Annotated in this window: 8 protein-coding genes; 4 read left to right on the plus strand and 4 right to left on the minus strand. The window is 60.4% G+C overall.

The window, feature by feature from the left end; genetic code table 11:
• Positions 1–34: 34 nt before the first annotated feature.
• Positions 35–1,135, minus strand: a complete 1,101-nt coding sequence (gene rfbB, locus ACB030_RS05855; RefSeq protein WP_371158585.1) for a dTDP-glucose 4,6-dehydratase — start codon at positions 1,133–1,135, stop codon at positions 35–37.
• A 1,049-nt stretch (positions 1,136–2,184) separates the two neighbouring features.
• Between rfbB and ACB030_RS05860 the strand changes: the two genes are divergently transcribed.
• A complete protein-coding gene (locus ACB030_RS05860; RefSeq protein WP_025327574.1) occupies positions 2,185–2,859 on the plus strand; it encodes a response regulator in 675 nt (224 codons plus the stop codon).
• Positions 2,859–4,241: an ATP-binding protein gene (locus tag ACB030_RS05865; RefSeq protein WP_371158586.1), complete on the plus strand. Its 1,383-nt coding sequence runs from the start codon at positions 2,859–2,861 to the stop codon at positions 4,239–4,241. The genes ACB030_RS05860 and ACB030_RS05865 overlap by 1 nt, the downstream gene beginning before the upstream one ends.
• Before the next feature lie 380 nt (positions 4,242–4,621).
• Here the strand turns inward: ACB030_RS05865 and glk are convergent, their stop codons facing one another.
• The gene (gene glk, locus ACB030_RS05870; RefSeq protein WP_371158587.1) at positions 4,622–5,590 is read right to left on the minus strand and encodes a glucokinase; all 969 of its coding nucleotides are present in this window, start codon (positions 5,588–5,590) and stop codon (positions 4,622–4,624) included.
• 345 nt (positions 5,591–5,935) lie between these two features.
• On the opposite strand from glk, the gene ACB030_RS05875 reads away from it, so the two are divergent.
• Positions 5,936–6,793: a MurR/RpiR family transcriptional regulator gene (locus ACB030_RS05875; RefSeq protein WP_042649694.1), complete on the plus strand. Its 858-nt coding sequence runs from the start codon at positions 5,936–5,938 to the stop codon at positions 6,791–6,793.
• Positions 6,794–6,954: 161 nt separating this feature from the next.
• The gene (gene pyk / locus ACB030_RS05880; RefSeq protein WP_368168901.1) at positions 6,955–8,394 is read left to right on the plus strand and encodes a pyruvate kinase; all 1,440 of its coding nucleotides are present in this window, start codon (positions 6,955–6,957) and stop codon (positions 8,392–8,394) included.
• Between the two features lie 66 nt (positions 8,395–8,460).
• Here the strand turns inward: pyk and ACB030_RS05885 are convergent, their stop codons facing one another.
• Together ACB030_RS05885 and ACB030_RS05890 are read right to left on the minus strand one after the other, a co-directional pair.
• On the minus strand, positions 8,461–9,495 hold the full coding sequence (locus ACB030_RS05885; RefSeq protein WP_371158588.1) for an efflux RND transporter periplasmic adaptor subunit: 1,035 nt from the start codon (positions 9,493–9,495) through the stop codon (positions 8,461–8,463).
• Between the two features lie 15 nt (positions 9,496–9,510).
• The gene (locus tag ACB030_RS05890; RefSeq protein ID WP_371158589.1) at positions 9,511–12,573 is read right to left on the minus strand and encodes an efflux RND transporter permease subunit; all 3,063 of its coding nucleotides are present in this window, start codon (positions 12,571–12,573) and stop codon (positions 9,511–9,513) included.
• Positions 12,574–12,645 lie beyond the last annotated feature (72 nt).

Raw genomic sequence — 12,645 nt, forward strand, 5'->3', positions numbered from 1 at the left:
ATGTCTTTCCTAAGCAATAGCCACTCATTTTTTATTACAACCCAATTTTCACGTTTAGCACCCATTGCTGGTTATCCAGATACCACGGCACCGTCTTGCGAATACCTGACTCGAAGGTCTCTTGCGGCTGCCAATCGAGCTCGGAGCTCATCTTGCTGGCGTCGATGGCGTAACGACGGTCATGGCCAGGTCGATCGGTGATATAGGTAATAAGGGAGCGATAGCTTTTCCCCTCACGCCGCCCCTCTCCCTCAAGGGGCGAGGGAGACTCTTTGCTCACACGATCCAGAGGCACCATTTCATCAAGCAGATCACAGATGGTGTGCACCACTTCCAGGTTCTGCTTCTCGTTGTGCCCGCCGATATTGTAGGTCTCGCCAATCACGCCGGTGGTGACCACGGTGTAGAGCGCGCGGGCGTGATCTTCCACATAAAGCCAGTCGCGGATCTGATCGCCCTTGCCATAAATAGGGATCGGCTTGCCCGCGAGGGCGTGGGCTATGGTTTGTGAAATCAGTTTTTCCGCATGTTGCCAAGGCCCGTAATTGTTCGAACAGTTGGTCACCAGCACGGGCAGCCCGTAGGTGCGGCGCCAAGCACGCACCAGATGGTCGCTGGAGGCCTTGGAGGCAGAGTAGGGGCTGCTGGGAGCATAGGGGGTGTTCTCAGTAAAGAGCGGCAGCACCTCGCCAAGAGCGGCCTCATCGGGATGGGGCAGATCGCCATACACCTCGTCGGTGGAGATATGGTGGAAGCGGAACGCCGCCTTGCGAGCCTCGTCCAGACCGTTCCAATAGGCGCGGGCCGCTTCTAACAACATGTAAGTGCCAACGATATTGGTTTCGATGAAATCGGCAGGGCCGGTAATGGAGCGATCGACGTGGCTCTCGGCCGCCAAGTGCATCACGGCATCCGGTTGATGCTGGGCAAACACCCGGTCCAGTTCGGCGCGGTTGCAGATATCCACCTGTTCAAAGGCATAACGTTCACTGTTTGCGACACTGGCCAAGGATTCCAGATTGCCCGCATAGGTCAGCTTGTCGAGGTTGATAACTGAGTCGTTGGTATCCTGGATGATATGGCGAACAACAGCCGAACCGATAAAACCGGCGCCGCCGGTGACAAGGATCTTCATTGAAAGGTTCCTGATTGCAATTTAATGAAAAAGGAAAGATTTTTAGTTAGGTTCTGCGGCTGTGTATCACTCTGGCTTTTTCTTCATAGAACAAAGTGATTGCGCTCAGTTCACGAATGCTTGAATCCACTCGGTGGCATTTGTGTGGGCATGCGGACTATCTGTCTGCTGTCTGTCTGTCTGTCTGTCTGTCTGTCTGTCTGTCTGTCTGTCTGTCTGTCTGTCTGTCTGTCTGTCTGTCTGTCTGCACGAAGCACGAAGAAAGGTCCTCAAGGCAAGAGGATTAACGACTATGAACCAACGCAAGATTGAGATGGATAAATGATCACGCTACCGCCCCTGAGTTACAGCTCCCAACACGCTGCTTTTAACCTGATTGTGCGCGCTGTTGGTCATCATATCCTCCAGCTTTTTGTTTTGGTTGATGTCTCACAATGGAGCTGCATCCATTGCTTGGCCAGGGATTCCTGGCGGCAGCATTGTTCATATCTTGGGCAACAGAGAGCCCTAAACCCGATTTTGGACCAGATTCTATCTTGTTTGGTGCTGGGATGAATAGTCATAACCGCAGAAAACCTCTCGTAGGGTAGGGATTCAAAAAAACCTCCCATTCAGCCTTCCGGCCTTTCACGCTAAACATTCCTCTCTGCACCACGCTCGGAGCTGTCCCAATCATTCGAGCCAAACGATAAAACTGAATCGATTCAGGTGATTACAACAGCATGCCTGCTGCGACCTGACAACCGGAATGACTTCTACCAGTCGTGATGACGCGCAATGATTCGACAGAACAACGCATCTCCATCCCCATCAATGCGATCAGAACAGTCGCAAGTTGTCACCAATGGAACCCAACATTCCTCATCTGATTTGATGGCATTGATCACAGGGAAGCTCAGGCGGCATGGTTACCGCTGCAAAAATAAGGGCCGTAAACAAAGGTAGGCACGATTCAGTACCGATACAGGGGGGTTATGTAGGATCCACATTGACTCTCCCCCTTAGACACCCTCTAATTGACAGCCTGGACCCTTATCATCATGCATCTTATGAAAATCCTACTGGTCGAAGACGACAAGCTGCTCAATCATCACCTCACCACGCTGTTGACCGAGGCCCAGAATCAAGTTCACAGCACGGACAGTGCCCAGGTGGCGCTGCACTATGCGGCCGACTACCCCATCGACGTTGGCATCATCGATCTGGGCCTGCCGGACATGGATGGCCTGCAGCTCATCAGCCGCCTGCGCGAGCAGCAGATCCCCTTCCCCATCATAGTGTTGACCGCGCGGGGCAACTGGCAGGACAAGGTGGAAGGGCTGGAAGCCGGGGCGGACGACTATCTGGTCAAACCCTTCCAGAAAGACGAGCTGCTTGCCCGACTCAATGCCCTGGTGCGCCGCAGCGCCGGTTTCATCTCCCCCAGAGTGAAGGCGGGCGACTACGAGCTGGACCTCTCCCGCAAGGAGCTGACCGTCGCCGGCGAAGTCACTGTGCTCACCAGCTTCGAGTATCTGATCCTGGAATACCTGATGCGCAACGCCCGCCAGGTGGTTTCCAAGCAGCAGCTGCTGGATCAACTCTATGGCGATGGCGAAGGGGATCCGAACACCATAGAGGTCATGGTGAGCCGACTGCGCAAGAAACTGGATCCGGAAGGGGTCATCGCCCCCATCTCCACCATCCGCCGACAGGGTTACATCTTCAACCTCTCCTGCAGCTGATGCCTCTTTTCATGCTGCGCCCCATGCAACTGATCCACCGCTCGCTGCACCTCAAGCTGATGTTGAGCGCCATGCTGGTCATCGCGCTCATCATGACCTTCTCGGTCTATATCCTCTATCTTGGCCACGCCGAGGAGCAGGCCCAGAAAGCCAGCATCCGCATGCAGGAGAATCTCTCCAAGCTCTTCTCCTCCAAGCAGCCTGATCCCCATGCCATCACGGATCTCGGCAACATCACCCCGGATGCCATCGATCCCAATCTCGACACCCTGATCTGCCGCGCCGACGGAGAGCTGAGCTGGTCCAGCCTGCACATGCCCGAGGTGATCACCATCAAGGGAACCATCTGCCGGGATCTGATGAAGTACCTTGGCGGCCTGGATCAGGACTATTTCTTCAAACTGCACACCATCAAGAACGGCGAGAGCTACTTCATCTACAGCCTGCGCTTCCTGCGCAATCACGGCGACGGCCCCACCACCTACTACGTGGTGATGGTCGATTCCGCCAAGCGTTACCAGGCTCAGACCAGGGAGTATCTCTACCGCTGCATTCGTCAGGCACTGCTCTCTTATTGCCTGCTCGGGGCCCTGCTGCTGCTGACCAGCTTCTGGAGTCTCTCCTCCCTGCGCACCATGGCGCGGCAGATTGACGAGATCCGCGCCGGCTCCCGGGAGTCGCTCTCCAACGACTACGAGCGGGAACTGACGCCGCTGACCGAATCGGTCAACCAGCTGCTGGAAAACGAGCGCCAGCAGACCCAGCGTTACCAGCACGCCCTCAATGATCTGGCCCACAGCCTGAAAACCCGGCTGGCGCTCATCCAGATCACCGCCCAGGAGCTCAAGCTCGGCCACGATATCCATGACAACATCAATGAACAGATCACCACCATGGATCAGATCATCCAGTACCAGCTGCGCCGTGCCGTCACGGGGCGAAAGCGCCTTGCCAGCAAGGGCACCGAGCCGGTGCCCCTCATCGAGAAGCTGCTGGCCAGCCTCACCAAGGTCTACCGCCACAAGAAGCTGCAAACCGGCTTCCAGTTTGATGACGACGTCTTCTTCCACGGTGAACAAGGCGATCTGATGGAGCTGATGGGCAACTTGCTCGACAACGCCTGCAAGTTCGCCATCAGCGAGATCCAGGTGCGGGTCAACCGCGAGGGCAGCGGCCTGCTCATCGTGGTGGAAGACGACGGCCCCGGCATAGATCCCGGCAAATCGCAGCAGATCTTCCAGCGCGGCGTGCGGGCAGACAGCTCCCCCGGCCAGGGCATAGGGCTCGCGGTAGTGACCGAGATCGTGCACAGCTACGGCGGCAAGATCCGGGTGGACGAGTCACCGCTCGGCGGTGCCCGCTTCCATATCACCCTCCCCTGACAGATTGGGGCCAGGCCAGTGCCTGGCCCCTGCCGCATTCGGGCATGGCCATCCCGACGCTTGCCCTGTCTCACGCCTTCACTCCCTTTGCTTCGACAAGGCCAAGAACATGGCAACGAGGCTGACGAGCTTGCGTCCCCATCAGAAGCTGGCCTGCCGCTCCCCTCAGCTCCATGCTCGAGCAGAAACGACAGACATAAAAAAACCGGCCGCAAGGGCCGGTGAAACAGTTCAGGCTTGTCAGGTGACAATTCGCACCCAGCGGATGAAGACAGCTTCCAATTCCCTGTGAAACCCTGCCCTCTTGAGTACGTGATCTCACTCTACGCCAGGGTCACTGAATCAGGGCTGAACCGCGATGAAATCGTTTCCGTAGCCTGTCAGAGACGGATCCCGAGGGACTGGCGCAGATAGGCACCGGCACCGAGCAGGCCAGGGCCTTCGTGGGTGATGAGGAACACCGGAATGTCCTTCAGGTAAGGCTTGAAGCGACCCTTGTCTTCGAACGCCACCCGAAAGCCGGAGCCGATGAAGAACTCCTGGAAGCGCGGCACTATGCCGCCAGCGATGTAGACGCCGCCGAAGGTGCCCAGGTTGAGCGCCAGGTTGCCGGCGAAACGCCCCATCAGCACGCAGAACAGGCTCAGGGTGCGGCGACAATCCAGGCAATCACCCGCCAGCGCCCGCTCGGTGATGTCTTTCGGGGCAAAGGGCTCGGGTTCACGGCCATCGGATTTCACCAGACCGCGATAGAGATTGACCAGTCCCGGGCCCGAGAGGAAGCGCTCCGCCGAGACGTGGCCCAGCTCGCCACGCATCACCTGCAGCACCGCATCTTCCTCTTCCGAGTTGGCGGCAAAGTCCACGTGACCGCCCTCCCCCGGCAGGCTGAGCCACTGATCCCCAGCCTGCACCAGGTGGGCGACCCCGAGGCCGGTGCCTGCGCCATAGATGGCGATGGGTTTGCCGGCCACGGGCGCCGCGCCCCCCAGCTGGATGCGATCAGCCTCTGCCAGCACGGGCACCGCCATGGAGACGGCGGTAAAATCGTTGATCACCTGCAAGCGATCCAGCCCTAGATTGCTCTGCATCTCGCGGATGGAGAACTCCCAGCTGTGGTTGGTCATGGCGACCCAGTCGCCGTTGATAGGGCAGGCGATGGCGATGCAGGCCTCGCCCACCTTGACGCCATGCTCCTCCAGATAGAGACGCACCACGGCTTCCAGGCTGGGGTAAGCCAGCCCTGAATAAGTTTTTGCCTGGGAAATGGCGCCGGTCGCCAGCTCACAGAGGGCCAGCCGGGCATTGGTACCGCCTACGTCGCCCACCAGCGCATGGGTATGCTGCATAACAAACTCCTTCGTTACCGACTCGGGGCGGCCCTTACCGTCCCGACCTTGTTATTTGGTTGCAATACTACCCGAGCCCCTCCCCTTGCGGCGCGTTGGATGAATGCAACTGTGCGCCCGCTCACAGTGTTGTTGCTTTGCAACATTTGCAAGCGTTTTCAAGGGCAGAATGGAAGTTTGTAACCAAAAACACGAAATAATTAGACATGAGTCATACTTTATGGGGACGAGATTAGTTCCGATAAGCGCTTGTCTTGTATAGTCATCAAGTAGATTGGAAACCTGCTTGAGCTATGAATTTAGTGCACAGACACTGAAGTTAAATTACAAAAATGCCTGGTGGTAATGATGAATACCCTCGATAAGATTACGAACAATTTGGAAAGTTTCAGTAAATCAGAGCGTAAGGTGGCTGAAGTGATCCTGGCGTCGCCCCAGACCGCCATTCACTCCAGCATTGCCACCCTCGCCAAGCTGGCCGATGTCAGCGAACCGACCGTCAATCGCTTCTGCCGTCGTCTCGATACCAAGGGCTTTCCCGACTTCAAGCTGCACCTGGCCCAGAGCCTGGCCAACGGCACCCCCTATGTGAACCGCCACGTGGAAGCGGAAGACGGCCCCGACACCTATACCGCCAAGATCTTCGAGTCCACCATGGCCTGCCTAGATGCAGCCAAGAACAGCCTGGACATCTCCGCCATCAACCGCTGCGTCGACATCCTGACCCAGTCCAAGAAGATCAGCTTCTTCGGTCTTGGCGCCTCTTCCGCCGTGGCCCGCGATGCCCAGAACAAGTTCTTCCGCTTCAACATCCCTGTGGTGAGCTTCGAGGACATCGTCATGATGCGCATGAGCTGCATCAACAGCAGTGAAGGGGATGTGGTGGTGCTGATCTCCCACACCGGCCGCACCAAGGCACTGGTAGAGATCGCAGCCCTGGCCCGTGAAAACGATGCCACCGTGATCGGCATGACCGCCAAGGACTCCCCCCTGGCCCGGGAGTGCAACCTGGTGCTCTCCATGGACGTGCCGGAAGACACCGACGTCTACATGCCCATGGCGTCGCGCATCGCCCAGCTCGCTCTGGTGGACGTGCTGGCAACCGGCTTTACCCTGCGCCGTGGCATGAAATTTCGCGAAAACCTGAAGAAAGTCAAAGAAGGTTTGCGCGAATCCCGCTTTGATACCCCGCATAATTCCTGAATCATTCGGGGGTCCGCCCCCGACTGTCTATGCCACCGGGCTTGGTGTAGTATCGTAATTTAATAACACAAGGCCACCCAGATGGCCTGCAAGCAGGCGCCATGCCACATGCTTGACGGGGCAGTATTTCAAGTCATATCAACTTCACATTGGAGTCTTTCATGCCAAGACGTACAAAGATTGTAACCACACTCGGTCCGGCGACCGATCGCGACGGCATCCTCGAGGGGATCATCCGCGCCGGTGCCGACATGGTGCGGATGAACTTCTCTCACGGCACTCCTGAAGATCATATCCTGCGCGCCAACCAGGTGCGTGAAATCGCCGCCAAGCTGGGCCGTCATGTGGCCATCATGGGGGACCTGCAAGGTCCCAAGATCCGCGTTTCCACCTTCAAGGATGGCAAGATCTACCTCGCCATCGGTGACAAATTCGTGCTCGATGCCGCCCTCGGCAAGGGTGAAGGCTGCCAGGAGCAGGTCGGCATCGACTACAAGAGTCTGCCAAACGACGTGGTGGCCGGCGACATCCTGCTGCTGGACGACGGTCGCGTACAGCTCAAAGTCGAGCAGGTCGAAGGCACTCGCATTCACACCACAGTCACAGTGGCCGGGCCGCTCTCCAACAACAAGGGCATCAACAAGAAAGGGGGTGGTCTCTCCGCGCCGGCCCTGACCGAGAAGGACAAGGAAGACATCAAGACCGCCGCCCGCATGAACGTGGACTACCTGGCTGTCTCCTTCCCCCGCAGCGGCGATGATCTGCGCTACGCCCGCGAACTGGCCCGTGAAGCCGGCTCAAACGCCAAGATCGTGGCCAAGGTCGAGCGTGCCGAGACCGTTGCCAGCGACGAGGCGATGGAAGACATCATCCTTGGCTCCGACGCCGTCATGGTGGCCCGGGGCGATCTCGGCGTCGAGATCGGCGATCCCGAGCTGGTTGGCGTGCAGAAGAAGCTGATCCGCCACTCCCGTCGCCTGAACCGCGTGGTCATCACCGCCACCCAGATGATGGAGTCCATGATCAACGCCCCGCTGCCGACCCGTGCCGAAGTGATGGACGTGGCTAACGCCGTGCTGGACGGCACCGATGCGGTGATGCTCTCCGCCGAGACCGCCGCCGGCCAGTTCCCCATCGAGACCGTGACCTCCATGGCCAGCGTCTGCGTGGGCGCCGAAAAGCACCCTAGCCTGAATGTCTCCAACCATCGCATGAGCTATACCTTCACCTCGGTGGAAGAGGCCGTCGCCATGTCCACCATGTACGCGGCCAACCACCTGGAAGGGGTCAAGGCGATCGTGGCGCTGACCGAATCCGGCACTACCCCGCTGCTGATGTCCCGCATCAGCTCCGGCCTGCCGATCTTCGCCATGTCTCCCCACAACAAAACTCTGGCATGGACCAACCTCTACCGTGGCGTGACCCCGGTACTGTTCGACGGCGACGAGAGCAAGCCGGTGTACGAGGTGTGCCGCGAGGCGCTCGACGTGCTCAAGGCCAAGGGACTGGTCCAGAGCGGCGACATGGTGCTGCTGACCCATGGCGACAAGATGGAAACCGTGGGCAGTACCAACACCTGCAAGGTGATGATGGTCGAGTAATCCCTCACTTGGACATCGACAACAACGGCTCCTGCGGGAGCCGTTTTTTATGGCGTCATACCCGATTCAACCACGAAACAGCTCCACCTTGTCCCCATCCTGCAGGCTGCCTGCCCCGCGCACCACCACCCTGTCCCCCAGCTTGAGCGCCCCGCTCACCGCCACCTGCCGGTTGTCGCCAAACAGCACGGTCACCGGCACCCGGTTCACCGTCAGCGCTTCGCCGCGCTGCTCCACCTGATAGACCACGCTCCCCTCGGTGCCGAGCACCAGGGCATCCCGTGGCAACAGCATGGTCTGCTGCTCCCCCAGCGGCAGCGCCACCCGCACCGGCGAGCCGATGATGAAACTGCCCGGCTCGGGCCTGAGGCGCAGCTCGATGAGCCGCGACTTGGGATCGGCGCTGGCCGCCCGCTGGTAATAGGTGGCGTGGCTGCTGATCTGCTCCCCCTCGACCCGCAACCTGGCCTGATCTTCCAACTGACTGGCCCAGACAATGGGGGCCCGCAGCCGGATATCCGGCTGATCCGGATTGACCAGCTCCAGCGCCTGCTCCCCCGCATCCACGTGCTCTCCTGGCTGGATGAAGTGCTCGTTCACCACACCATCGAAGGGGGCGAAGATGTGGGTCCTCTGCAGTTGCGCCTCGATCTGGCGCACCTGTACCCGTGCCAGTTGCTCGGCCAGTTCGGCCTGCTCCACGTCGTAACGCGCCTTGTCGTACTGACTCTGGGAGGCGCTCTTCTGCTGGTGCAGTCGATCGAGCCGCTGGAACTCGGCACGTGCGTAGCGCAGGTTGCTTGCCTCTCTCGCCTGTTCGGCCCGTGACTGTTCAAGGGAGAGGCGCAGGGTGGCCGCGTCCAGGCGCAGCAGCTCATCCCCCGCCTTCACCCGGCTGCCGAATTCGGCTATCCACTCCACCCGGCCGCTCACCTCGGCGCTGAGCGCCGCCTGCTGGCGACTCGCCACCGTGCCGCTGACCCAGATGCTGGCTCCCGCCTCCCCCTGGGTCACGTCCGCCAGGGTCACCATCTTTGCTTCAACCGACACTGTGGCAAGCAGGACCACCGCCACCATCATCCTTGTGAATACAGGTTTCATTGATGAGCTCCTTGCTCAGGCCCGCTGCCGGATGGCATGCGGCGCGTCGACCCGCTCACCCAGCCTCAGGAAGGCAGGCAACAGGATCAGAGTAAACAGGGTGCTGCAACTCATGCCGCCGACGATGACGGTAGCCAGCCCCCGGTAGATTTCACTCCCCTCGCTCGGGCTCAGCATCAGCGGCAACATGCCGAAGATGCTGGTGAGGCTGGTCATGGCGATGGGACGCATCCGGCTTTGCAGGGCATCGGCCACCGCCAGCTGGCGACTCATCCCCTCTCGCTCCGCCGTGCGAGTCTGGTGTACCAGCAGGATGGCGTTGTTGACCACCAACCCCAACAGGATGACGAAGCCGATGATAGTGAGCAGATCCATCGGCAGCGGCACCAGCAATCCGCTCAGACGCAGCGCCAGCACACCGCCGACGGCGGCAAGGGGCAAGGTCAGCAGCACCAGCACGGCATCCTTGAGGGAGGCAAACACTCCCCACAGCAGGATGAGCAGGATCAGCACCGCAAACAGGAAGATGCTGCCCAGGTTGTCCAGGGCCTGTTGCAGGCTGTCGGCATTGCCGGCGATCTGCAGCTCCCCGCCAGCCGGCAGTATGGGTCTGATGGTGGCAAAACTCTTGCTCTGCAGAGTCTCCAGCACCTGCTCCATGCTCATGCCTTCCGGTGGGGTGATCATGAGCTGGATGCTGCGTCGCCCGTCGGCCCGGAAGATGCTCTCCGGCCCGAGAGCAGGCTCCACCCGCAACAGTTCGCCGAGGGGGACGATGCGCCCGGATGGGGTCGCAAGCGGCACCGCCTTGAGTTCATCCGGATTGGCCGAGCTCTGCCCTATCAGCAGGATGTCCAGCCTGTCTTCCCCATCGAAATACTCGCCGACCCGCAGGCCGTCGCCGAAGGTCTGGATGATGGTGGGCATGGGGGTGCGATCCCAGCCTACCTCGGCCAGCCGCCTGTCTTGCGGCACCAGCCTCAGCTCGGGGGCGGTGAAGTCGAGACCTGGCTCTGGCCTGACCTGGGCCCCCGGCAGGTCCTTTTGCACTATGGCCATGCTCTCGCGGGCCGCCTGATAGAGCTCGGGCAGGGTGCCCCCCTGAATAAGCAATGAGATACTGTTCTCGCTGTCGAAGCCGCCAAACAGGGAGCCCTGGCCGCCGAAGACCCGGGTATCGGGGATCCCCACCAGCAGCTGTTTCATCAGGAGCTGCTCCAGCGCCTTGATCTGACTCTCCTCTTTTGGCCGCACCCCGATCTGGGCGCCACCCGGGTAGCGCAATATGTAGTAGTTCTTGAGGGCCGGCTCCTTCTCCCCCTTCATGTAGGGGTCTAGGCGGGCTATCAGGGTGTCTATCACCTCTTCGCGCTGGGCCTTGAGGTTGACCCCCGGGGTGAAGCTCATCCACACATCGATGGCGTCACGCTTCACGTCCGGCAGGTAGTTCATCTTGGGCAGCAGCAACCAGCTGGCCAGCACGGGCCCGCTCATCATCAGGGCGATAAGGGCCCAGCGCCGGGGGGCCGTGCCGGTCCAGCGGATAACGTGGCGGGTGGTGCGCTGCCACAGGTTGTCATAAGGATCCACCAACCGCTCGCGCCCCATCCAGCGCGCCGCCACGGCAGGCAGCACTGTCACCGCCACCACCATGGAGACGGTGACGGCGCAGGCGATGGTGAGCGCGAGATCGGCAAACAGCTGCCCCTCCACATCGTTGAGCAAGAGCACCGGCAGGAAGATGGCGACCGTGGTCAGAGTGGAAGCCACCAGGGCGGTCCACACCCGGCTGGTGCCTTCGAGCGCCGCCTCGGCCTTGCTCAGATCCCCCCTCTCGTGGCGCCGGTAGATGCTCTCCAGCACCACGATGGCTGCATCCAGCACCATGCCGACCGCGAAGGCGATCCCCGCCAGGGAGATGATGTTCAGCGTCCTGCCCATCACCTTGAGCAGGCAGAAGGTGAGCATGATGCTGATGGGGATGGCGATCGCTATCATCAGGGTCGCCTTGAGCTGGCGCAGGAAGACCCAGAGGATGGCGCAGGAGAGCAGCACCCCCAGCCCCAGGTTCGCGGTCACCATGCCCACCGCCCGGTTGATGTAGAGGGAGGCGTCGAACGACTGCTCCATGTGCAGCCCGACCGGCTCCAGCACCTCCCGGTTGAGCTCCTCCACCTTGAGCTTGATCCCCTCCAGCGCCGCCAGGGCATTGGCCCCGCTCTCCTTGAAGATCTGCGCCGCGATGGCGGTGTTGCCGTTCTGGATGCGCAGCACAGGGTTCTCCTCCCGGGCCAGCCGCACCTCGGCCACATCCCGCAGATAGATGGGCAGGCCGTCCCGCCAGTCCACCACCTTGTCCCCCAGGGTTGTCACATCGTAGCGACCGGCGAAGCGCAGCTTGTACTCCCAGCGGCCGATGTCGAGGGTACCGGCAGAAACATCCCAGTCGGTGGTTGCCCGGCTGGCGAGCACGGGTATCTCCACCCCCAGCTCGGCGGCGCGATAGGGGTCGAAGCGGATCTGGATCTGGCGCTCGTTGATCCCCTCCACCGCCACGGTCGATACCCCTGGGATGCGCTCAAGCTCCGGCTTGACCCTCGCCTCGATCAGCGCCTGGTGATCGTCTATCTCCCCCTTGGCGCCAGGCAACTGCTGGATGAAGAAGAAGGTGAGGGTGTCGTTGCTGCTGTAGTTGTTGACGTAGGGACCACCGATCTTGTCCGGCAGGCCGGAGACCCGGTTCAGGCGCGAGATGACGTCGAGCTGGGCCCGCTGCATGTCGGTGCCGAGGGCAAACTCCATGTCGATTTCGGTGAAGCCGGGGTAGCTGTTGCTGGTGAGGCTCTTGAGCCCCTGCACCCCCTGCATCTCCTGCTCTATGGGATCGGTGATTTCCGACTCCATCTCCTGGGGCGAGGCCGAGCGCCAGTCCACCGAGATGTTGAGGTGAGGACGGTCAATGTCGGGAAACAGCTGGACTGGCAGCCCCCGGATGCTGAGCAGACCCAGCAAAAAAATGAGCACGACCGAGACCGCCACCCAGATGGGGCGCTCGATCGCCGTTTTGGCGAGGTTCATTCACTCTTCCTGAGTTGTTGTTATCGGCCATTCCGCTGGCCTTGCTTCCTGCCCCAAGGGTGAGGGGCCATT

Origin of the sequence: Aeromonas sp. S16(2024), assembly GCF_041403065.1 — a bacterium.
Classification (GTDB): Bacteria; Pseudomonadota; Gammaproteobacteria; order Enterobacterales; family Aeromonadaceae; genus Aeromonas.